The organism is Glycocaulis alkaliphilus, from assembly GCF_004000605.1.
Lineage (GTDB): Bacteria > Pseudomonadota > Alphaproteobacteria > Caulobacterales > Maricaulaceae > Glycocaulis > Glycocaulis alkaliphilus.
In genome coordinates this window covers 248,795-269,983 of sequence record NZ_CP018911.1, presented here as the reverse complement: position 1 = coordinate 269,983, position 21,189 = coordinate 248,795, and the positions used below count along the sequence as shown (strand labels likewise).

The following is a 21,189-nucleotide window of genomic DNA, read 5'->3' as shown; positions in this document are numbered from 1 at the left end:
GTGAACCGAAAGTCGATCCCAATAAGAGAATTGTCAACAAAATTTTCTAATCAGGATAATTCTGTCTCGCGCGGGGTGATCACCTTGCCCTGTCAGGGTTACCGGTGGGTGGGACAGCGAGTTTGACCGGAGATTTGCAAGTCCCGGATGGAAATCGGTTTTCCGAACGGGTCGGTTCTGGTTATTTTGAGAATCAGATGAATCAGGGGCCTGCAATGAACAATTCCGCCGCCGACACCCACACGACACTCGGTCAGGTCGTGCGCGCCATACGGCAGCGTAATGGCTGGACCCTGAAGGAGATGAGCGAGCGCTCCGGCATTCCGCTCTCAACCCTGTCCAAGATCGAGCATGACCGGCTGACCCTGACCTATGACAAGCTCTTGCAGCTCAGCCAGCGGCTGAACATCCCGCTGTCAGACCTGTTCAGCGTGCCCGCGCAGGACAGCGCACCCGCCTCCGGTCCGGTGACGGGGCTGCGCGCCAAGGGCACCCTGGATACCGGCATGCGCGTCGAGACGGACAATTATGATTATTTCTATCTGTGCACCGAACTGCGCAAGAAGAGCATGATCCCCATTTTCACGAAGGTGCGCGCCCGCTCGGTCGAGGAGTTCGGGGATCTGATACGCCATGGCGGGGAAGAGTTCATCTTCGTGCTCGAAGGCCGCGTCGAGGTGCATACCGAGTTCTACGACCCGGTCGTGCTGGAGAAATGGGAATCCTTCTATCTCGACAGCTCTATGGGCCACGCCTACCTGGCCGGCGAAGGGTGTGACGAGGCCCTGGTTATCGGCGTATGCGGCGGTGATGAGCGCATAGATATGGAGAGCCTGGTCCATATCGGCGAGAAGCGCGACGCCACAGGATAGCGCCTGATACCTCTTGCCCGCCTTTGCTGCCATGTAAAAATTGCGAACTATTCGCAGTAAAGGCACTGCCTTTGCCGAAGGCGTGCGTATCATCCTGCCGGAATAGCGGCCCGTCAGGGCGGGCGGATAGCGCACGGCCGGTCTGGCACCACCAGACTCAAAACCGAAAGCGCGAGTTTCGCGCTTCGCTCAATCCGGCGTCACAGAACGTGGCCTGCAAAGGCCTTGGGCGGTCAATTCACCTTCGAGAGCGAAGCCTGTTTAAGGCATCTCGACGCACTCACCGCTCAAAGCGGCGCACATCAGCATGGTCGGCGATGATCTCCGGCATGCGGAAGCGGCGCACCGTGCCCGTGGGCCGGTCAATCGCGTAGAGAATGCCCGGGTTCGCGCGGTCAAAGGCGAAGGCCTGCCCGGCGGCGTCAATATCGATGGTTGCGACGTGAATGAGCGCCGGGCCCATGGACGGGCGTGCCAGCACGTACATTTCCGGCGCCGAGTGACCGAACAGGTAGAGCAGGCCATCATCACCGATGGAGCCGCCAGACGCGGCATGCGGGCTCATGCGCTCCTGCACACTTTGCGGGATCAGCCAGCCGCCGGTGCGCCGCCAGTTGCGGTCGAAGGTAACGATGCCGGAATGGGTGGAGTCCTTGAAACCCACCCCGCCCACGCCGTCATAATGGGCGAAACCGGCGATCCAGCCCTCGCCATAGGCTTCAAACCAGACAAACGAACCCTCATCCATCACACCCAGGCTATGGGTTTCGAGGTGTTCGAGGGTCTCGGCGTCGTAAATCTCCACCGAGCTGGCCTGCGGCAGTTCGGGGAAGTTGGAATTGGCGCAGATCAGGCGTGCATTTTCCGCATAGCAGGAATTGAGATGGCGGATCAGCCCGCCGCGCGGACCGATCCAGCGCGTGACCAGCTCCCCGCTCTCCACCTCGTATCTGGCGATTACGGTGTTCACCACAGCGTAGAAATGATCGCCCTCAATGGCCACACCCTGCCGGGCCTCAGGCGCCTCATAGACGCGCTGGAGTTCGGCACTGAGTTGCCGGACTTCCACCGGCTCGTACTCGGGAATGATCGAGCGCCAGCCTTGTGCCTGCTGGGCGGAGACCGCGCCGGCGCTGGCCAGAATGCACGCAAGCGCGGCGGTGCAGGTACGGATGGACATCATGTCTTTCCTCATGCCCCTATTCGCTCACCGCGAAGATCGCGATGTGGTTGCCGAGCGGGCGCTCCCGGCCCGGTACGCGGGTGTGGATCGGCCGGTTCATGATCACTGGGCCTGTCTCTCCGCGCACGCCCATGGTGGAGGAGCCACCGCCATCAAGGCTCATCGCGTCATGGGCGCCATAAGCCTGGAACAGCTCGATGAGCGCGGCATGGTTCATGCCTTGCGAGTATCCCGGCTGGCGCCCGTCTGCGACCACCATGATGAGACGGGTACCGTTATCAGCGAGGCCAATGGCGGTGCGCGGACCACCAGGACCGGGCACGGCGGGATCGGCTTCTGGCTGGCCGGGACGCTGCCGAGGCGTCTTGGCCTCGCCGTTCTCGATCAGGTGCGGGCCTGATGACAGGCCGCTGGCAAAGCCGTCCGGGCAGATCTGGCCGGCGACAAGTACCGCGTGACCAGGCTCAAAGCAGATAATGGCTTCGACACGCCGGTCGGTCTCCCAGTCGACCGGGGACACGGTTTCACCGTCCACATAGACCGCGCCGGACACTTCAGCGGCGGCGAACTCCTGCGGGATGTAGTCATCCCCGCCGTCACTGCCGCCAGCAAAGGGCAGGAAATAGCTGGCATTGATCGCGGCCAGCGCCCCGGTGCGCTCAAGGAAGGTACTCAGGCGCATCGCCCGGTATTGCAGGCCCGCTGACGGGTCCGGCTCGGTCAAGCCTACGCTCAGGCCGGGATGGCTCATATCGGCGACAAGCACGTGAACGACCCGCTCTGCGGGATCAGAGCTCTCAATACGGTGATATTCCAGCCCCTCGGCAAGCTGACAGCGCTCCAGACGCTGCTGGGCGCACTGGTCTGCGCTGACCAGCGCCCCTTGAGCATGGGCAGCCGCCGTCAGGACGAGGGAAAGCAGGCATGGAGCAAGTAATGATCGCAGCATGGCAGTATCCAGTTCTCATAGGGAGGGTGTCTGTTGCGGCAGGGCTTGCGCGCCCGGAAAACCCCTCGGTATTTCCGGGCGCGCCTGGGTGAGGGACCTAGTAGCGCAGGGCAGCACCAACCCAGAACTGACGGCCAAAGAAGTTCACATCGCGTGCGATGTTCTGGTCCGGGCCGGTATAGTTCAGGCGGCGCTCATCGGTGAGGTTGCGTACCTCGGTGATGAACTCGATCCGGTCAGAGAAGGCATAGCGCGCCTGCGCATCGACCGAGTTGTAGGGACGCTCGGTGCGGTCCGCTGCCGGGTTGGTCGGGTTGACAGAGGTCAAGTGCGACCCGGTATGGGCGTAAGATACCCGCGCCCGGAACGGACCTTCCTCGTAGAAGACCGCGAAATTGGCAAGGAAGTCGGCCTGACCGGGCAGGGAGTCCAGCCGGCGGCGCACGCCGGTCGTCTGGATGGCGGTACGGCCCTGCAGGAATGTCAGGTTGGAAGACATGCCGAAATTCTCCAGCCGGCCGGGCAGGAAGGGCATGCGTGACACGATCAGGTTGAGCTCCAGGCCCGTAATGGTCGCATCTTCCACATTGCGCGGCGTCGTCACCTCGGTCATCACGCCGTTCACATCTTCCAGCTCACGGATCGAGAATATCTCGTTCTCGATCTCCTTGTGGAACAGGCTGACCGCGAACAGGCCGAGATTGTCAGGGAAATAATATTCCAAGGCCGCGTCATAGCTGCGGCCATAACGCGCTTCGAGTTCGGGGTTGGGCCGTGAGATTGAGCCGTCCTGGTTTTGAACCTCGCCGCCAGCAAGCTGGGACGGATTGGGACGGCCCAGAGCCTCGGCATAGGCCAGCCGCAGGCGCATCCCGTCAAACAGCTCATAGCCAAACGTCACCGATGGCAGGAAGTTGTCATAACTGCCCGAACGCGTGACGGGCGTGAAGGTGTCCACACCACCCGCGGTGGTACGGGTGAAGAAGTCTGACGTGGTTTCGGTATGCTCATAGCGGCCACCGAAAATCAGGCTATGGCGCGGGCCGGCATGGCGTGCCAGCGCATAGACAGCCGTGATGTTCTCTTCAACCCGCGAGTCGTTGCCGATGGTGCGGCGCCCGGTGTTCAGCTCGTCGAGCACGAAATCGTTCGGGTTGGCGTTGAAGTATTCCAGGAAGCTCTGGAAATCGACGAAGAGCTGCTGGAAGTTGGCGTAGATAGGGGTGTAATTCTCTACCTGCTCGAACTGGCTCAGACGCAGATCGACGCCGGGAGCAGGAAGATAGACGTTCGCATCGCGGTCAGTGTCACGCACCATGTTGCGGTGCTTGATGCCGGTGCCAAAGCCCCAGCCTTCATCGCCGCGCTGTGAGTTGAAGCCGTAATCGAGCTGGAACTCGGTGACGTAATCGTCTGAGTCATCAAGATAGTTCTCAAAGCCCGTCAGCGCGTACTGGGTGGCATCGCTGACACGCGGGTCGAGATTGGACGCAACCGCGATACCATTCTGCAGGCTGACATCAAAGTTCAGCGCGGGGCCGGTCAGGGTGAAGACAGGCTGGAAGGACGGCTCATAGAAGGTGGCTTCGGAATAGGATGCCCGCCCTGAAACCCTGTGCGGGCCGTCCGGCGTCCACGCAAAATCGGTCTGGAACACGAAAAGCGGCTTGTCGATGAAGAAGTCATTGAACCGCACGAACGTGCCCGCCGAACCCGTACCGTTACGCAGGCGGTGGGAATGGCGCAGCTCACGGTCTTCCTGGATGAAATAGGTTGTCGTGACGGCAGCCTGGAAGTCCATGCTCGGCCGGTATTCGAGCTTCAGCGTGCCGCCATAACGGTTCACCGTGTTGGGGTAATTGGACCAGAGAAGGTCGGTAGGACCCGTCGGCGCATTGGGGACGGAGCCGGTATCGACCGGCACGATCTGCGGCAGGAGGCGTTCCTGGTCACGGCGTTTGCGGCTGTAGGAGCCGGTGAACAGAACGCCGAACTGCTCATTGCGGCCAAACACGTTCGACACCGTACCGTCCAGGCGGAAGTTCAGCCCGTCATCGCTGTCGCGGCCAAAGCCCACACCGGGCACGTCCTGCGAGTCCGACGTGCCGACGAAGAAATTGCCGACCGCGTAAAGACCGTCAGCATCAAAGGCCGAGCGGGTCATCAGATTGATCGTGCCGCCAATAGCGTTGCCGTCGACATCAGGCGTGCGTGACTTGATCACTTCCAGCCCGCGCACCGCGGTGGAGGGCACCGCCTCCAGATTGAGCTGGCGGTTGAAGCGCTCTGCCGTGGCAAGCGTCGCTCCGTCGAGCGAGCCTAGCGTATAGCCGGGATTGAGGCCCCTGATGGAAACGTAGCGTCCCTCATCCTCGTCGAAGATGGTCTGCACACCTGGGACCCGGCGGAAGCTGTCGGCGATATTATAGTCCGGCTGCTGTCCGATATCGTCACTCAGCAGAAACTCGGCGATCAGCTCGCTGGAGCGCTTCTGTTCGACCGCCTGTTCGGTCTGGGCCCGATAGCCAACAACCGCAATCCGTTCAGGTGACTCGGCTGCAGATTCCTGGCCGAAAGCGCTGGCAGGCAAGGCACCTGCCGATACGGCGATGGCCAGGCAGCTGACGCCGGACGCGATAATCTTTCTGTTCATGGGAGCCCCCGCTCAATAGAGATGTGAGGCCAGATTGGTGGCGAGGAGCCACGACAAAACTATGTAGAATTAATGAAATAACATATCTGTTTTTTCTCACTTTTGTTTAAATTTCATCCGTACAGATATTTAATACAGTTATATGACGCCACTTAAGCGATTACAGAAAAATGGAAATTTTCGGGCTCATCTCGCCGGGCACACTCGGGCCTGCACTGCCTGGGACGGGCAAGCCATTGCAGTGATCGCGGTCACGACCCCGTGAACTCACGCCCCCTGCACGGGCAGCCTTGCCCGAAGCTCGTGCAAACACGAATTTCCAGGAGCATGGGGCGCCCCGCCATGGCAGCGGACATCTGGCCGGCCAGCAACCCAGCCTGGCGCCCACAACGCCCATTTGGGTTCGCGGCCGGCTCTTTTTTGCTCTGCAACATTTTTGTTGCGGCCGCGATGAATTGCCGGTCACACTCATCCCCTGGAGGCGGCGCGCGATGAGCTTTGACGAAATGGCCGGGCAAGAAGCAGCACGCCAGGTGCGCGAAAGCTATCGCGCACTGGCCCAGTGGCTTGAGGAATCTCCGCCCGGCCTTCTTGAAGCGCGCTCCCGTCAGGCGGAATTCTTTTTCCGGCGTCTGGGGATTACGTTCTCGCTCTATGGCGAAGCCAACGCAAGCGAGCGGTTGATCCCGTTTGACATCATCCCGCGCATCCTGTCGGCGCGCGAATGGTTGCTGCTGGAAGCCGGGCTGGTGCAGCGCGTGAGCGCTCTGAACCTCTTCCTGAGCGATATTTACGGGCCGCAGGAATGCATCCGCGCCGGGATAATCCCCGCCGACATCGTTCTGACCAATCCCTATTTCCGCCCGGAAATGTCGGGCCGGCCTCCGCCCCAGAACATCTGGGTCCATATCGCCGGGGTTGATCTTGTGCGCACCGGCGAGGATGCGTTCTATGTGCTGGAGGACAATGCGCGCACCCCTTCGGGTGTGTCTTACATGCTGGAAAACCGCGAGATGATGATGCGGCTTTTTCCCGACCTGTTCAGCGAATATCCCGTCCGGCCCGTCGACACCTATACCGACATGCTGTTGCAGACCCTCAAGGACTCTGCGCCTTCCGGGGCGAAGCGTGAACCTTGCGTGGTTGTACTGACGCCTGGCCCCTACAATTCGGCCTATTACGAGCACTCTTTCCTGGCCGACAAGCTGGGGGTGGAGCTGGTGGAGGGCTCAGATCTCTATGTCGACGACGCCCAGGTGTTCATGCGCACCACGGAAGGCCCGTGCAAGGTGGACGTCATCTACCGCCGGGTCGATGACGACTTTCTGGATCCGCTGACCTTCAATCCCGACAGCGCGCTGGGCGTGCCGGGGCTCATGCTGGCCTATCAGGCGGGCCATGTGACGCTCGCCAACGCGGTGGGAACAGGGGTCGCAGACGACAAGGCCGTCTACACCTACATGCCGGAAATCATCCGCTTCTTCACCGGCGAGGAGCCCATCCTGCATAACGTGCCGACATGGCGCTGCCGTGAGCCGGAGGCGCTCAAGGAAGTACTCTCGCGGCTGGACGAACTGGTGGTCAAGGAAGTCGGCGGGTCTGGTGGATATGGCATGCTGGTCGGCCCGGCTGCCACACGCGCCGAGATCGAGGCGTTCCGGCGCAAGCTGATGGCCGACCCGGCTGCTTTCATCGCTCAGCCAACCCTGCAACTATCCACGGCTCCCACGCTTTGCGGCTCCGGCCTTGCCGGACGCCATGTCGATCTGCGTCCCTTCGTGCTGACCGGACCAAACGGCGTTCAGGTTACGCCAGGCGGCCTGACGCGGGTCGCGCTGAAGGAAGGGTCATTGGTGGTCAACTCAAGTCAGGGAGGCGGCACCAAGGATACCTGGGTGCTGGACACGTAATGCTGTCTCGCAGCGCAGATCATCTGTTCTGGGTTGGCCGTTATGTGGAGCGTGCCGATTTCGTTGTACGCATTCTGGAAGCCACCTTGCGTCTGGCCGTGGTCCCGTCGCGTGAGGGCAACGCGGATCAGGCCTGGCGCACCGCGCTGGACTCATCTGGCGCCGGCGCGCTGTTCGACGCCAGCGGACGCAGCGTCAGCGAGCAGGCCGCACGGGAGTTTCTGGCATTCAGTACCGGCAACCCGTCCTCGATCAGCAACTGCATCATCGCTGCGCGGACCAATGCCCGTGCCGTGCGCACTGCACTGACCATCGAGCTGTGGGAAGCCATAAACGGAGCCTGGAATGCGCTGGAAGATCAGGGCCAGCCTGCGAGCCGCGCGGAGTTTGGCGATTTCCTGAGCTGGGTGAAATCGGTCACCCAGTCGGTGGAGGGGGCGGCCAGCCGCTCCATGCTGCGCAATGATGCCTACTGGTTCCTGCGACTGGGCGCGGCGCTGGAACGGGCCGACAACACAGCCCGCCTGCTGGATGTCAAATACCACCTGCTCCTGCCAGAGGGCGAGCCGGTCGGCGGGCAGCTGGACTATTATCAATGGACAACGCTGCTTCGGCAGGTCTCGGCACTGACCGCCTATAACTGGGTGTACCGTGACGGTGTGAAGCCGTGGCTGGTGGCCGATCTTCTGGTTCTCAACCGGCAGATGCCGCGCTCGCTGGCCAGCTGTCAGGCCGCCATCGTTGACGCTCTTGAGCGGCTGGCAGCCGATTATGGCCGCCGCGGCCCCGCCCAGCGTCTGGCCACTGCACGGCTCGGCAAGCTGGAGGAGGCGTCCATTGATGCGATCTTCCAGTCCGGATTGCACGAATTCATCGAAGACTTCCTGGCCGGAAACAACCAGCTGGGCCAGACCATCACAGAACAATACCTGACCTGAGGAGCGCGCCGGATGCTGATCCGCGTCGATTACGCGACCTGCTATCACTATGACCGCGCACCACGCTTCGTGGTCCAGGTATTGCGCAAGACACCACGCGCCTGCTCCAGCCAGCATGTCCGCCGCTGGCGCATCAATGCCGATGCCGACGTGCGTATCCGCCAGGGCGAGGATGCTTTCGGCAATATCACGCACGCGCTCTACACGGACGGGCCGGTAGAGAGCCTTTCGGTCACCGTGTCGGGAGAGGTGGAAACAAGCACCAGTGCCGGCATGCTGGATGGCTGGCCGGAGCGCCAGCCGCCTCTGGTATTCCTGCGGTCAACACCGTTGACTCAGGCCGATGATGCAATCCGCAGCTTTGCCAGCGAGCTGCCGGGCCGCGACCAGCTCGACATGCTGCATGCGCTGATGGCGGCTATCCACACGCGCATAGCCTTTGACACGGCCGTCACAGATGTGAGCCACAGCGCGCAGGAGGCTTTCGCGCTCGGCCGGGGCGTGTGTCAGGACCACACCCACATCTTCCTGGCGGCAGCCCGATGGCTTGGCGTGCCCGCCCGCTATGTCTCCGGCCATCTTCGCCGGACCGATGGCGAAGCCGAACAGGAAGCAGCGCACGCCTGGGCAGAAGCGCTGGTGGAAGGGCTGGGCTGGGTCGGCTTTGATGCGGCCAACGGTATCTGCCCCGACGAGAACTATGTGCGTGTCGCCTCGGCGCTGGACTATCTCGGCGCAGCGCCGGTACGCGGTGCCAGCTATGGCGGGCAGGGCGAGCGCCTGACGGTAAGCCTGCAGGTGCGCGGCCAGCCGCTCGGGCAAAGACAGCAATAGACCACGTGCATGGACGCGGAATCAGCTATCACGTGGGATTATGATTCAGGCGTGGGAGCGCCCCGTCCATGACCTATTGCGTTGGCATGCTGTTGAAAGAAGGTCTGGCGATGATCGCCGATACCCGCACCAATGCGGGCGTCGATAATGTCTCCACCTACAAGAAGCTGTTTGTAACCGAGCAGACCGGCGAGCGTGTCATCGCCATCGCCACGGCCGGCAATCTCTCTGTGACACAAACCGCGCTCAGCCGGTTGAAAAGCGGCATCAAACTGCCAGGGTCCGATCAGCCTGAAACTCTGTTGAACGTTCCCACGCTGGAACGCGCGGTGGAACTCGTCGGGTATGCCCTCAAAACCGTCCGCAACGATTTCGAGGCCGGGCTTGAGGCCGAAGCCGTGGATATGGGCGCGACCGTCCTTCTGGGGGGCCAGATCAGGGGCGGGCCGCTTGGGCTTTACCTGATCTACCCCCAGGGCAATGCCATCGCGTGCGGATCGGACACACCCTATCTCCAGATCGGTGAATTCAAGTACGGCAAGCCCATTCTGGACCGCGCCCTGCGCACCGACACACCGCTTGTCGAAGCGATCAAGCTGGGGCTGATCTCCTTTGACTCGACGCTGCGCTCCAATCTGGGCGTCGGCCTGCCGTTTGACATGGTCACCATCCGGCCTGACCGGTTTGCCGGCACACAAAGGCGCATCGAGGCCGACGACCCCTATTTCCGTGAACTAGGGGCGCAATGGTCTGATGCCCTTGCAAAAGCGCACAGATCCATGCCGCCACCGCCCTGGGCCGATGACTGACGCTTTGCGCCCTCAGTCAGGTTCAGGACGAAGAGGGCGTTGCGAGAGCAATCTGGATAAGCTTCCGCGTGGCGGATTACGGACCTTGGAAGCGTTTCTGTCGCATCGCGAAACCAATCAGTGCGCAAAAGGATGAAGCCGGCGAAACCGCGCAGTCATCCGCTTCATCGCGTGATCACCGATCAAGCCTGTCTGTGTAGGCGAGATGACGGGGCACTCATACATTCACCCCTTTCATACCTTCGGCAGTGTAACGTTCGCCGGTGAAACTGCCCGGCGCATAGGCGCGGTCGAGCCTGGTGATGTCATCGGCGGACAGGCGGAGACTGGTGGCGGCGATGTTCTGTTCCAGATACGCCAGACGCTTGGTACCGGGGATCGCAAACGCGCCCTTGGCAAGCACCCAGGCGAGCGCGGCCTGTGACGGTGCCGCCTCGCGCATGTCGGCGATGGCACGCAGGGTGTCGAGCCGCGCATTATTGGCCCCCAGCGCCTCATCGCCGAAGCGCGGGGCGTTGCGGCGGAAATCGTTCTCGGCAAGGCTGTCGCGGTCAAAAACACCCGACAGCAGGCCGCGACCCAAAGGGCTATACGCGACAAAGGCGACGCCCAGCTCGCGGCAGGCAGGCAGAACTTCTGCCTCCATATCACGGGTGGTCAGCGAGTATTCGCTCTGCACGGCAGCAACAGGATGCACGGCATGGGCGCGGCGCAGTGTATCGGCGGACACTTCGCTGAGGCCGATCCGCGCAATCTTGCCCGCCTGCACGAGATCGGCCAGCACCTGCACCGTTTCCTCGATGGGGCGTCCCGCTTCGGCCCGGTGGACATAATAGAGCCCGATCTGTTCAACGCCCAGACGCCGCAGCGAGGCATCGCAGGCCTGCCGGATATAGTCCGGGCTGTTGTCGATGCTGCGGGCATATTCGCCCGGCGCCTTGCGAATGCCGAACTTGGTGGCAACCAAGGCGTCTGGACGGCCCTCGTTCAGGAATCGCGCCAGCAGTTTCTCATTATGGCCGTTGCCATACATATCCGCGGTGTCGAACATCCGCACGCCCAGTTCATAGGCGCGGGCCAGAACGGCGAGCGATTGGGTATCGTCGGTCTCCCCGTAAAATTCGGACATGCCCATGCACCCAAGACCAAGCGCGGGCAGGTGGGGGCCATCGGCTCCAAGCGGGAGTGTGGGGATCATTGTCGGTGCTCCTGTTCTGATTAATTCTTTTCGCAGCCATGACACCTGATGAAAACTGCATGATCTCGCACGCTATCTGTGTAATATCTATCAGATGAACTGGGATGATCTGCATGTGCTGGCGGTGCTGGAGCGCGAAGGCTCTCTGGCCGGCGCGGCGCGGGCACTGGGTGTCAATCACGCCACGGTGTCTCGGCGTATCTCGGCGCTTGAAGAGAGCCTGGGTCAAACGCTCGTGCGGCGCCTCGCACGGTCCACACCTTTGACCGAGAGGGCCAAGGAGATCGCCGCAATAGCCCGCGACATGGAGCAAAGCGCGCAGCGGATCGAACGTCTGACACATGCCGCGCAGGGCACGCTGTCTGGCCGAGTGCGGTTGACCGCGCCACCCGCACTGGTCAGCGAGGTCATCATCCCGGCCATGCGCGATCTGCGCGCCAATCATCCCGATTTGCAGATCGTGCTTTCTGCCAATTCGCACATCGCCTCTCTCGACAGCGGCCAGGCCGATCTGGCGGTCCGGATGGTCGAGCCGCAAGGAAAGCAGAACATCGTCCGGCGGATCGGTTCAGTCGAATTCGCGCTCTATGCGGCGCCGGACATTGCCAGACTGCCTCCACAGCAATGGCGGTTCATCGCCTTTGACGAAACGCTGGCGCATGTGCCCCAACAACGCTGGCTGGAAGAGTTTGCCGGAAGTCGCCCGCTCGACCTGCTGACCGGGGATTTTCACAGCCAGTTCGCCGCCGCCCGGGCAGGCCTTGGGGTGGCCTTGCTGCCTTGTGTGATTGGGCAACCTTGCAAGGAACTCGTCCGTGTCTGCGGCGAACAACCAGCGCCACGGTCGGTCTGGATGGTGATCCACGCCGATCTGAAACACGCCCCCGCCGTGCGAGCGGTCGCCGATATGCTGGTGGCCGCCTTCAGCAAAGGCTGAAACTGCAGCCGTCTCCCGGCGCGGCATTGTCTGTGAAGCGCGAGCGATCCGCGCTTCTTCTCTCTTAAGTCATGTGCGGCAAACGCCAAACGATCAAGCAGCAAACCGTGTTGCACGCCAAGGATATGTACGGCAAGCCAACTCCACCTCCCAGATCAGCATGCGGTGATCGGCGGCGAATGGCGGGGATGAGGCCGCCAAACTAAATCCGGAAAGGCGCGTTTCGGAAATCACTCAATTCCAGGTCGGCCAAGATGACGGAGGCCAACCCAAACAGAACGCTGGCACCCCGTTTCAGGCGTCTTGGCTGTCATCAGACCCGAGTGTGTTGGTCAGTTGCAAGATGTGGCGGCGGATCTTTGCGTCGTCGATGCGGTTGAAGGCCTGGGCGAGTTGCACCCCTTCCCGGCTTCCGATGAAGACTGAAATGGCTTGTGTTTCCTCTTCGCTACGCTTCGAGGGGTCAACAGCCGGGTCAAAATCCTCGTAGAAATAGCCTACCGGGACGCCCAGCGCGCGTGCCAGCTCGTAGAGCCGTCCTGCGCCGATACGGTTCACCCCGTTTTCGTATTTCTGCAGCTGCTGGAAGGTGACACCGAGTTTGGCCGCCAGAGCCTGCTGGGACATCCCCATGACCCGGCGACGCAGCCGGATGCGTATGCCGACATACCGGTCAATTGGGTTGGGTGACCGTGGAGTGCCTTTATCTACCATAGCCTGAGCCTCCCTTGTTAGACTCGTTCCCGATCACCGTTCTCGATGGCCGGATCACAGGTTGCCAGCGCACCGGTCTGCCGGTGCCGGACAACAATCTGATAGCGGTATGACTTCATGATCTCGCACGCATCGTCGAGCACCACGCTCCTGCGTTCGGGATCTCCAAAGCTTACCTCGAAATCATCCGATTGCGGGAAGATGGCGAGCCCCGGCCAGGTCTTGCCGTCCAGCTCGAACTCGTGAAACTCCCAGTCCTCATCGGCCAGTGCAAAAACAAACCGCGTGGGATAGGTTGCCTGGAAATCACCAGAGCCTGCACCGACATAGACCTTATGGGCGGTCTGCCCCGCACCGCCAGCGACTTCCTGATACGGAAACACCCGTACCAGTATGTGCAGGACGTTGGGGCCTTGATGACCCGCTCCGGTAAAAATCTCAGTGTCGTTTTTAGCCGCCATTTCCTGTGCTTTCCGCGTTCAATGTCGAAACTGTCTCTGGAGCGTCGGAACGTTCCCAGAAATACACAAAATCGGGCCGTGCATAGCCTGCTTCTTCCAGCCCGGTACGAAGGGCCAATGCCTGATCGCGCTCACCGGCAAGCCAGTAGACCCGCGAGGCCAGATCACGCATTCGCAGATCGCGGACCGAATCCATATCCTCGATCAGCGACAGCGCTTCACGCAGGACACGCGGTGCTTCCGGCCTGCCAAGTGCCACAAACGCGTCATGGCGCAACAGGTGAGCCCTCAGGGCGAGCAGGCGGGCATTGGCACGGCCAGACTCCAGCTCCGGTGTCAGGCCGGCGAGCGCATTGGCCGCGCTGACAGCTGCGTCATCATAGGCGTTTGCGGCAAGAGCGATCTGGCCACTCAGGATGTCAAAGCTCGCGTTTTCGAGCACACGACCATCATAACCGCCCTGCGGATCCCGGCTCACACGCAGGCGCCGCGCTCGATCGATCAGCAACTGGGCGCGTATCAGGGCGGTATCAAAGAGCGACAGTTCAGCCCGGTCCCGCTGGACGCTCAGAAGCAGGCGCAGATAACGCGCATTTTCGGGGTCCTGAGCCACGAGGCCCTCCAGAATGGAGGCCGCCTGCTCGAGCGCTGCTGAGGCGCCTGCAGTCTCGCCAGCATCGACCCGCAGAGCGGCTTCAGCATGAGCCGCACTGGCCAGCCGGAAGGCGGTCAGATGGTTGTCCGGATCATTTCTGAGCTGACCGGCGAATACCTCCGCTTCGCGCCGGCGCGCATCAGCGGCCTCACCCAGCTGGCCGTTGGCCCGGAACGCGTCAGCTGTCCAGCCAAGGGCATTGGCCAGATCGCCCGCATACTCGCCGTACTCGCGCTGCAGCTCGTCAAATCCCGTGATCGCTGCCTGGAGGTATTCGAGCGCCTGATCCGGCTCATCACTCTCCACGGCCATGACGGCAGAGTTGACATAGGCACTTGCGGCGCGCCGGCGGGTTTCACGGTCACCGGGCGCCAGCACGAGGAGCGCGTCGGCATGTTGGCGGCTCGTATCCAACATCGTGCGTGCCCTCTCGAGATCACCGGCACGATAGGCCGAAATGCCCGCCGACATGGTCAGTTCAGCCAGAGCCAGCACGCCAGCCGAATCCGGCGGAGTGTCGTGCCATTGATCACCAAGGGTCATCGCCGTCGAATAGGCCTGTGCCGCACCTGACGGATCGCCGGACAGATCGCGCGCCTCTGCGAGCCAGGTCAGCAGCCGGATACGACGGGCCATGTCTTCGTCGGTAGGTCTATCTGGAAGTCCTCGCTCAAGGACGGCCTCGCTAGCCGCAATCATCACACCCTGGCGGGCGCTGGTTTGCAGGGAACCTGCGATCTCGATCAGCTGGACATCTGCGAACCGGATTGCTTCGGCTTCAGCAGTGCGGCTGCGCTCCAGCTCGTTGCCTAGCTGGACAGTAAAAATGCCGAGCACAAGGCTTATGGCAATGGCGGCGTTCAGGGCGATAAAGGATGTCCGCAGGTACAGCGCGCGCCGGCTCTGAGCTTTGCCGGTACCCGCCACCTCCAGAAGCTTTGCGCCCACGGTCTCGATGTCTGCCGTCTCGCGTGCAGGGCGCAAGGCCCCCGCCAGAAAAGGAGGCGGCTGGGGGACCAGAAGACCTTCCGGTCCGCGGTTACAAGCCAGAACGGGCGGCAAGACTGGCCCGTTACTCCCGCCCGGATCGGTCCCCAGTTCCACACGCAGCAGGCGCTCGCGCGGCGCATGGCCAAGAAAGCCCGCAACGACGCGGCTTACCTCGATATCTTCCACGGTTGCGTCAGAGTAGCACACGACAAGCCAGCCCGGGACGGGATCGGTGCTGGCATTCCAGCCAACGACAACGGGACTGCCCTGGCGCATTAGCCAGGCCGCGAGCCCCCAGATCCGGGGACGGTCAACTTCAGAGCAGATAAGCGCGATGGCTGGCGCACTACTCATGGCCCGCCCCTTCATTGAGATGGTTGCCATACTGCTCCTGTGCCGACGCCATTCGGTCCGGCTTGCCTGTACGCAGATCCTCCGCCAGATCCGTAACATGAGCGGCCAGGGCAGCGCGTTGTCCAGGAGACAGTGGCGCGGCGGCGTAGAGCAGCTCGGCATAGGCAATGTCGAGCTCGCGCATCGAGCCGGGGTCAATGGGCACGAAAGAGGTGATGGGCACGCTCAGGATGCGCGCAATCTCTACCGCTTCAGGAAAGCTCGGATCGACGCCATCATAAATCTGCATGAGACGGGCAAGCCCCAGAAACTCGATCAGCTCCCGCTCAGCCGCAAGCCCGCGATGCGATACGATGGTCTGTACGCTTGCCCCGAACGTAGGCAGACGAAACTTGCCATTTGGCCCGACATGCTTCTGGGTCAAACTCCCGCCCCGCACAATTGCCCCGCGCAGATCAATCATTTGTAGTAAATTATTCTTCACGCAACCCTCAACTCGCATTTTACACGCTATGCGGGTATCGAGCCGCGAAAATCATCAGAGGTAAAGCGTTGAGCAGCGCCTCGCTGCGTCGGACACATCCGCCAGGAAGTCCAGGCTCCACCGCTCGCACGGCCCTAGGTACGAGCATCGGCCGAGCGCTCTCATTTTCGAACTGCCTGAGCCGGCGAGCGTCCGGCACCTCCATCCCGCCGCATTTCGACGTCCAGCGATAGAAGGTGTTCGCGCTGATTCCGTGCGCGCAGCAGACCTCCGGCGTCGGCCTTGCCTGCTCCTGCTCACGCGCGATCGAGATGATCTGTTCCTCGCTGAACCTGCTCTTCCTCATGGGTCCGTCTCCTTGTTGAGCAGACTCCCATTTCAAATGCGGGGCCAAACGGGGCGCAGGTCATTAGGCATCTCAGTCGGGTCATTAGTATGCATCACCTTATGCCCCCTATACCGGTGAGCGTGGTGGGCAGTTGTGAGATAGCGAGCAGAGATCGATTCTACAAAATTACGCATGGCACAATGATGACCGCCATGCTGTCCGGAGAGCCAGTCAGTATTTTAATGCATTGATTTTAATATAAAAATGGCGGAGAGGGAGTCCGCCTCCATCGCGGCTACGGGTGTCTATGGAAGGCTTCAAAACTCCATCTAGACCAATGTTTTAGCTAAGCCGCCTGTCTATGGGTGACTCTTGACGGCTCCCCCGATCCACGCTTTTATGTTGGCCGGATTGTTGGCCAAGGATCGGATATGCCCAAGCGCGCGAAAGAACTGACGGCAACCGCCGTTGACCGGCTGAAGGCCGAAGGCTCGAAAAACCGCCGTGTCATGGTCGGCCCTAGCGATTGCGCCGGGCTGCATCTGCGCATTGAGGGCGGAACGAAGTCATGGGCCTTGCGGATCAAGGTTGGCGAGAAACGCCGCGATATTGGCCTTGGACCGTATAACGCGAAGGCTGGCGCAACTGACGCTGAAGCCGCCAAGCTGCCCGGACTGTCATTGGCTGAAGCCCGTGCGAAGGCTCGCGAGTTGCGCGCGATGGCACAGGAAACCGGCACCGTCATTTCCCCCACAGTTGCCAAGACAGAAGCGGTGAAGGCTCAAGCCCAAGCTGAACTTCTTGAAGTCGCCAAGGCCAAGACGTTTCGTGAATGCGCTGAAGCCTTCATTGAAACCAAGCGGCCCGAATGGAAGAACGAGAAACACGGCAAGCAATGGCTGGCCACGCTTGAAGCCTACGCATTTCCCAAGTTCGGCAAGTTGCCGGTGGCGTCGGTGGACCGGGCAATGGTGCTGGACGTGTTACGCCCCATTTGGTCAACCAAGACGGAAACGGCCAGCCGGTTGCGTGGGCGGATTGAAAGCATTCTGGATTGGGCAACCGTCAGCGGATACCGCGAAGGCGAGAACCCTGCCCGTTGGCGTGGGCATCTGGACAAGCTGTTGCCTGCCCCTAGCAAGGTGAAGAAGGTCAAACATCATGCCGCTTTGCCATACGCTGAAGTCGGTAAGTTCATCGTTGAACTTCGCAAGCGCGACGGGATGGCGGCTAAGGCGTTGGAGTTCGCCATTTTGTGCGCCAGCCGGTCAGGCGAGGTCCGGGCCGCGACGTGGGCGGAAATCGACCTGAAGGCCCGCCTGTGGGTGATCCCGGCAGAACGCATGAAGGCAGGCAAGGAACACCGCGTTCCCCTGTCTGACGCCGCTGCGAGGCTCCTAGAGGGTGTTCAGCGCGTGAAGGGTTCGCCCTACGTCTTTCCGGCACTCCGGGGCGGGGCCTTGACGGATAGCGCCTTGACGGCAGTTCTCAAGCGCATGGGCCGTGATGACATCACACAACACGGCTTCCGTTCGACGTTCCGCGATTGGGCTGGCGAAACTACGTCATACCCGCGTGAAGTCATTGAACACGCGCTGGCGCACCAACTGAAGGACAAGGCAGAGGCCGCGTATCAGCGTGGGGATTTGCTGGCCAAGCGGGCAAGGTTGATGGCGGATTGGACAACGTATTGCGCGAAGCCACAAAAGCCGTCCGGCAATGTCGTTGCGATCAACGAGGCGGTTGGCCAATGAGCTTTGTGATTGAAGATGGCGTTCCCGTCCCCCCGATCAATCGCGGGCGTCCGCGTGATGCCCGGCTTGAACAACTCGACGTTCTTGCAGCCCAAGACGTAATTGCTGGCAAGTATCGTAACGCTCGCGAAGCTGCTAAAGCATACCTGCCTGAATATGCCGGCGTTCAACATCAATCTTATGATAAAGAAATGCGGAACATTAAACTTCGTGATATAACCGACCGAATTAAAAGTGAACTAGACAAAGCTTTGATGGAATAATTATTCCCCACGACGCCCCTGATCTTGTCGGCCAATTCTGCGTCTACACCAAGACACAGGAGGCTTCAGGTGAGCGAGTTGTTGCGAATGCCAGAGGTGAGGCGCGTTAGCGGCCTAGCCCGGCCAACCATCTATAGGGACATTCGGCGCGGCACGTTCCCTAAACCGGTCAAGATCGGCACAGCGTCGGCATGGCCGTCAGAGGAAATCGCGGCCATCAACGCCGCCCGTATCTCTGGCAAGTCCGATGATGAGATCAGGGTGCTAGTCGCGTCCCTTGAGGCCCGCCGCGCCGCAATGCCGGTGTAAGCCCCATGGAAAGCGAAAGCCGCCGCCCCGGCAATGAGGCGACGGCTAACGATAGTCACGATGGCAGAGACTACGTTAGTCTAAATTCACCGACAATGCAAGCTAGCGCGCTCGATACCACAAAGCAGTTCGAGTGCATTCCTGTAGAAATGCGAAATTACAGGCAATTTGTTTGTTGGCGATATGAACATCGTGAAGGAAACAAGCCAACTAAAGTTCCATATAAGGCGGTTGGACACGGTAAGGCCAGTGTGTCGAACCCCGAACATTGGACCGGATTTGATGAAGCTGTTGCCGCATTCAAGGCAGGCGGGTTTGATGGCATTGGCTTTGTGTTCACGGACAATGATCCGTTCACCGGCATTGACCTTGATGACGCTGGCGATGACGCTGAAGCTTTTGCCGTCCAACGGCGGATTTATGAAGCGTTCGATAGCTACGCCGAACTTTCACCGTCAGGACGCGGACTACATATCATCGTGAAGGGCAAAGTGGCGTCGAGACGACGCGGCAAGGTCGAGGTCTATTCCTCTGGCCGGTATTTCACAATGACCGGCAGGTTCGTCCGGCCCGGCCCGATAAACGACTGTCAGGGCCTCCTAGAGCGCCTTTCGGCAGATTTGGGCAGTCCGGCACCGGAAACACCCCCACAGCCCTCACAGGCCCCTTCTGTGGGCAATGGCGAGGTGTTGGCCAGCCTGTTTGCCGATCCGGCCCTAGCCGCCCTCTATAACGGCGATCTAAGCGCCCACGGCGGGGATCACAGCGCAGCCGATCAAGCCCTTTGCAATGCACTTGCTCCGCGCACGAACTTTAACCCGGCTGAAGTTGAACGCCTTTGGCTGGCCAGCCCGTTAGGTCAGCGTGAGAAGACGCAATCTCGACCGGATTACCGTGAACGGACAATCAACAGGGCGATGGACTCGCGACCGAACTTTGCCTTGGTTGATAGCAGCAAGCTAACCGCTGAAATCGCCGCGAAAGTCGGAGGCAGGCCCGCCCGGCAAACCTCATACACGGCTGAAGAACTGTGGGATGCGGACTTTGCCCCGATTGCATGGATTGTGCCCACACTCGTTGCCGCTGGCCTCACATTGCTGGTTGGCGCGCCGAAGCTAGGGAAATCATGGCTAGCCTTGGATTTGGCGAACGCCGTTGCGCATGGCGGCTTTGCGCTGAACATGCATTGCCCGCAAGGGAGCGTGCTGTATGCGGCCTTAGAGGATACACCGCGCCGGATTAAGGACCGGCTTCAACGGATTTGCACCGTGAAGCCCGGCCCGGCGCTAACGATCTGGACTGAAATGCCAACGCTCGACAAGGGCGGCGTTGACGCTTTGCGGAACTGGATAACTTCAGCCGTGAACCCACGCCTGATCGTGGTTGATGTTCTCAACATGGTTCGCCCGTCCAAGGGCAAAGGTGAAGACGCATACGTTTATGATTATCGAAGCGTCCAGCCATTGAAGGCGTTGGCGGATGAATTTGGCATTGGCGTGGTTGTTGTTCACCACACGCGCAAAGCTGAAGCTGACGATAAGCTAGAGCGAACCAGCGGAACCAATGGCCTGACCGGCGCAGCCGACACCACACTTGTGTTGAGCCGCGATAGCAATGGGCCTGTTCTGGCGGGCAGGGGGCGCGACGTTGAAGAATTTGAACTCGCGCTGGACTTCGACCGGGATACCTGTCGTTGGGAAAGTCTAGGTGCGCCGTCAGAGGTTCGCCGCTCCGATGAGCGCGCGGCCATCCTGTCCGCTGTGGCCCGTGCAAACGCCCCTCTCACCCCTCAAGAGATCGCCAATGTTACCGGCCAGTCCCCCGGTAACATTCGCCGGTTACTTGGCAAAATGGTGGCGGCGGGCGAATTGCGCAAAGAAGGGCGCGGAAAATACGCTCACCCTTATACCCCCGGTAACAACGGTAACAAAGTAACGAATGAGGGGGGTCTTTTTTCGTGATTGTTACCTTGTGACCGTTGTTACCGCCCCTTCTCTAGAGCGCCCCGATTTCGGCGCTCGCGGATTTACACTCCGCCACATTCGACAGAGTTTGCAGGACTTTTGATTGAACAACATCAACTTGGCCAACATACCGGCCAACATAAATAACAAAAGGAACTTTGAAATGACGGATGAACCAAGGGCGGATTGGTGGAATGAAACACCGTGGGAACGCCAATACAAACCGGACACGGGACCGGCTCCAACCGATGAAGAAATCAATCGGCTAATCGAGCGCAGTTACCTGAAAACGGCTGAACGGCTGGCGAAGCATTGGGTGAACCAATCGGATCGCAGCACGGCCATTGCGGCCCTTCAGATTCTTATGACCCGTGAAGAATTCAAACCCAAGGGTGAAGAAGGCAACTGGCTCTTGAATCACTCAATCGAATGCCTGTTGCGAGCGGTGAATTCGCCGGATAGGGAAGTCGCTTTTGAAGCGACAAAGTTGATGTTTGAATTATATGATGAACACATGCGCAAGAAAGCGAGTGGTGAACTTTAATTAAACAATATGCATTCGTTGAATATGTATTGCAGATTTCATTATTATTGACTAATGCAAATAATCGCCTCTAGGCTGTGGGTAAT

20 protein-coding genes are annotated in these 21,189 nt (G+C 60.5%); 11 read left to right on the top strand and 9 right to left on the bottom strand.

Features of this window, described 5'->3' with window-relative positions:
- The first annotated feature begins 215 nt into the window (after window positions 1-215).
- Window positions 216-872 (top strand): helix-turn-helix domain-containing protein, encoded by a 657-nt coding sequence (locus X907_RS01335; RefSeq protein WP_127565267.1) that lies wholly within the window; start codon window positions 216-218, stop codon window positions 870-872.
- Between the two features lie 280 nt (window positions 873-1,152).
- On the opposite strand, the gene X907_RS01330 is transcribed toward X907_RS01335, so the two are convergent.
- From X907_RS01330 to X907_RS01320, 3 genes are all read right to left on the bottom strand, one after another.
- Window positions 1,153-2,055, bottom strand: coding sequence for a hypothetical protein (locus tag X907_RS01330; protein WP_127565266.1), 903 nt, complete (start codon window positions 2,053-2,055; stop codon window positions 1,153-1,155).
- Between the two features lie 16 nt (window positions 2,056-2,071).
- Entirely contained in the window at window positions 2,072-3,004 is a 933-nt protein-coding gene (locus X907_RS01325) for a phosphodiester glycosidase family protein (protein WP_127565265.1), read from the bottom strand.
- Window positions 3,005-3,101: 97 nt separating this feature from the next.
- Window positions 3,102-5,657 carry a TonB-dependent receptor gene (locus X907_RS01320; protein ID WP_127565264.1) on the bottom strand — a complete coding sequence of 852 codons (2,556 nt, stop codon included), beginning with the start codon at window positions 5,655-5,657 and terminating at the stop codon, window positions 3,102-3,104.
- Between the two features lie 491 nt (window positions 5,658-6,148).
- Here X907_RS01320 and X907_RS01315 point away from each other — a divergent pair, with 491 nt between their 5' ends.
- The 4 genes from X907_RS01315 to X907_RS01300 all read left to right on the top strand — a co-directional run bounded on the left by X907_RS01315 (window position 6,149) and on the right by X907_RS01300 (window position 10,148).
- On the top strand, window positions 6,149-7,567 hold the full coding sequence (locus X907_RS01315) for a circularly permuted type 2 ATP-grasp protein (RefSeq protein WP_233352459.1): 1,419 nt from the start codon (window positions 6,149-6,151) through the stop codon (window positions 7,565-7,567).
- Window positions 7,567-8,505 carry an alpha-E domain-containing protein gene (locus X907_RS01310; protein WP_127565263.1) on the top strand — a complete coding sequence of 313 codons (939 nt, stop codon included), beginning with the start codon at window positions 7,567-7,569 and terminating at the stop codon, window positions 8,503-8,505. The genes X907_RS01315 and X907_RS01310 overlap by 1 nt, the downstream gene beginning before the upstream one ends.
- Window positions 8,506-8,517: 12 nt before the next feature.
- Entirely contained in the window at window positions 8,518-9,339 is an 822-nt protein-coding gene (locus tag X907_RS01305) for a transglutaminase family protein (protein WP_127565262.1), read from the top strand.
- A gap of 68 nt (window positions 9,340-9,407) precedes the next feature.
- Window positions 9,408-10,148 (top strand): proteasome-type protease, encoded by a 741-nt coding sequence (locus X907_RS01300; RefSeq protein ID WP_127565261.1) that lies wholly within the window; start codon window positions 9,408-9,410, stop codon window positions 10,146-10,148.
- A gap of 217 nt (window positions 10,149-10,365) precedes the next feature.
- Here X907_RS01300 and X907_RS01295 read toward each other — a convergent pair whose 3' ends face one another.
- Window positions 10,366-11,346: an aldo/keto reductase gene (locus X907_RS01295; RefSeq protein ID WP_127565260.1), complete on the bottom strand. Its 981-nt coding sequence runs from the start codon at window positions 11,344-11,346 to the stop codon at window positions 10,366-10,368.
- Window positions 11,347-11,440: 94 nt separating this feature from the next.
- Here X907_RS01295 and X907_RS01290 point away from each other — a divergent pair, with 94 nt between their 5' ends.
- The gene (locus X907_RS01290; RefSeq protein ID WP_127565259.1) at window positions 11,441-12,283 is read left to right on the top strand and encodes a LysR family transcriptional regulator; all 843 of its coding nucleotides are present in this window, start codon (window positions 11,441-11,443) and stop codon (window positions 12,281-12,283) included.
- Between the two features lie 294 nt (window positions 12,284-12,577).
- Here X907_RS01290 and X907_RS01285 read toward each other — a convergent pair whose 3' ends face one another.
- The 5 genes from X907_RS01285 to X907_RS14720 all read right to left on the bottom strand — a co-directional run bounded on the left by X907_RS01285 (window position 12,578) and on the right by X907_RS14720 (window position 16,287).
- Window positions 12,578-12,997, bottom strand: coding sequence for a helix-turn-helix domain-containing protein (locus tag X907_RS01285; protein ID WP_127565258.1), 420 nt, complete (start codon window positions 12,995-12,997; stop codon window positions 12,578-12,580).
- A 17-nt stretch (window positions 12,998-13,014) separates the two neighbouring features.
- Window positions 13,015-13,458, bottom strand: coding sequence for a hypothetical protein (locus X907_RS01280; protein WP_127565257.1), 444 nt, complete (start codon window positions 13,456-13,458; stop codon window positions 13,015-13,017).
- Window positions 13,448-15,457 (bottom strand): tetratricopeptide repeat protein, encoded by a 2,010-nt coding sequence (locus X907_RS01275; RefSeq protein WP_127565256.1) that lies wholly within the window; start codon window positions 15,455-15,457, stop codon window positions 13,448-13,450. Before X907_RS01275 ends, X907_RS01280 begins: the two co-directional genes overlap by 11 nt.
- Window positions 15,450-15,881: a hypothetical protein gene (locus tag X907_RS01270; RefSeq protein WP_127565255.1), complete on the bottom strand. Its 432-nt coding sequence runs from the start codon at window positions 15,879-15,881 to the stop codon at window positions 15,450-15,452. The genes X907_RS01275 and X907_RS01270 overlap by 8 nt, the downstream gene beginning before the upstream one ends.
- 79 nt (window positions 15,882-15,960) lie before the next feature.
- Window positions 15,961-16,287: a transposase gene (locus X907_RS14720; RefSeq protein WP_127565254.1), complete on the bottom strand. Its 327-nt coding sequence runs from the start codon at window positions 16,285-16,287 to the stop codon at window positions 15,961-15,963.
- 413 nt (window positions 16,288-16,700) lie between these two features.
- On the opposite strand from X907_RS14720, the gene X907_RS01260 reads away from it, so the two are divergent.
- From X907_RS01260 to X907_RS01240, 5 genes are all read left to right on the top strand, one after another.
- Window positions 16,701-18,023 (top strand): tyrosine-type recombinase/integrase, encoded by a 1,323-nt coding sequence (locus tag X907_RS01260; RefSeq protein WP_127565253.1) that lies wholly within the window; start codon window positions 16,701-16,703, stop codon window positions 18,021-18,023.
- Window positions 18,020-18,286: a hypothetical protein gene (locus X907_RS01255; RefSeq protein WP_127565252.1), complete on the top strand. Its 267-nt coding sequence runs from the start codon at window positions 18,020-18,022 to the stop codon at window positions 18,284-18,286. The genes X907_RS01260 and X907_RS01255 overlap by 4 nt, the downstream gene beginning before the upstream one ends.
- Before the next feature lie 87 nt (window positions 18,287-18,373).
- The gene (locus X907_RS14715; RefSeq protein ID WP_127569228.1) at window positions 18,374-18,595 is read left to right on the top strand and encodes a helix-turn-helix transcriptional regulator; all 222 of its coding nucleotides are present in this window, start codon (window positions 18,374-18,376) and stop codon (window positions 18,593-18,595) included.
- Window positions 18,596-18,600: 5 nt separating this feature from the next.
- The gene (locus X907_RS01245; protein WP_127565251.1) at window positions 18,601-20,556 is read left to right on the top strand and encodes an AAA family ATPase; all 1,956 of its coding nucleotides are present in this window, start codon (window positions 18,601-18,603) and stop codon (window positions 20,554-20,556) included.
- A 106-nt stretch (window positions 20,557-20,662) separates the two neighbouring features.
- A complete protein-coding gene (locus tag X907_RS01240; RefSeq protein WP_127565250.1) occupies window positions 20,663-21,103 on the top strand; it encodes a hypothetical protein in 441 nt (146 codons plus the stop codon).
- Window positions 21,104-21,189 lie beyond the last annotated feature (86 nt).

Excerpts from the sequence above, each read along its gene's own strand:
- X907_RS01330 (WP_127565266.1), bottom strand. The coding sequence starts at position 2,055 with ATGATGTCCATCCGTACCTGCACCGCCGCGCTTGCGTGCATTCTGGCC.
- X907_RS14715 (WP_127569228.1), top strand. The coding sequence starts at position 18,374 with ATGCCAGAGGTGAGGCGCGTTAGCGGCCTAGCCCGGCCAACCATCTAT.
- X907_RS14720 (WP_127565254.1), bottom strand. The coding sequence starts at position 16,287 with ATGAGGAAGAGCAGGTTCAGCGAGGAACAGATCATCTCGATCGCGCGT.
- X907_RS01305 (WP_127565262.1), top strand. The coding sequence starts at position 8,518 with ATGCTGATCCGCGTCGATTACGCGACCTGCTATCACTATGACCGCGCA.
- X907_RS01310 (WP_127565263.1), top strand. The coding sequence starts at position 7,567 with ATGCTGTCTCGCAGCGCAGATCATCTGTTCTGGGTTGGCCGTTATGTG.
- X907_RS01335 (WP_127565267.1), top strand. The coding sequence starts at position 216 with ATGAACAATTCCGCCGCCGACACCCACACGACACTCGGTCAGGTCGTG.
- X907_RS01285 (WP_127565258.1), bottom strand. The coding sequence starts at position 12,997 with ATGGTAGATAAAGGCACTCCACGGTCACCCAACCCAATTGACCGGTAT.
- X907_RS01300 (WP_127565261.1), top strand. The coding sequence starts at position 9,408 with ATGACCTATTGCGTTGGCATGCTGTTGAAAGAAGGTCTGGCGATGATC.
- X907_RS01280 (WP_127565257.1), bottom strand. The coding sequence starts at position 13,458 with ATGGCGGCTAAAAACGACACTGAGATTTTTACCGGAGCGGGTCATCAA.
- X907_RS01245 (WP_127565251.1), top strand. The coding sequence starts at position 18,601 with ATGGAAAGCGAAAGCCGCCGCCCCGGCAATGAGGCGACGGCTAACGAT.
- X907_RS01320 (WP_127565264.1), bottom strand. The coding sequence starts at position 5,657 with ATGAACAGAAAGATTATCGCGTCCGGCGTCAGCTGCCTGGCCATCGCC.
- X907_RS01315 (WP_233352459.1), top strand. The coding sequence starts at position 6,149 with ATGAGCTTTGACGAAATGGCCGGGCAAGAAGCAGCACGCCAGGTGCGC.
- X907_RS01260 (WP_127565253.1), top strand. The coding sequence starts at position 16,701 with ATGCCCAAGCGCGCGAAAGAACTGACGGCAACCGCCGTTGACCGGCTG.
- X907_RS01325 (WP_127565265.1), bottom strand. The coding sequence starts at position 3,004 with ATGCTGCGATCATTACTTGCTCCATGCCTGCTTTCCCTCGTCCTGACG.
- X907_RS01255 (WP_127565252.1), top strand. The coding sequence starts at position 18,020 with ATGAGCTTTGTGATTGAAGATGGCGTTCCCGTCCCCCCGATCAATCGC.
- X907_RS01295 (WP_127565260.1), bottom strand. The coding sequence starts at position 11,346 with ATGATCCCCACACTCCCGCTTGGAGCCGATGGCCCCCACCTGCCCGCG.
- X907_RS01275 (WP_127565256.1), bottom strand. The coding sequence starts at position 15,457 with ATGAGTAGTGCGCCAGCCATCGCGCTTATCTGCTCTGAAGTTGACCGT.
- X907_RS01290 (WP_127565259.1), top strand. The coding sequence starts at position 11,441 with ATGAACTGGGATGATCTGCATGTGCTGGCGGTGCTGGAGCGCGAAGGC.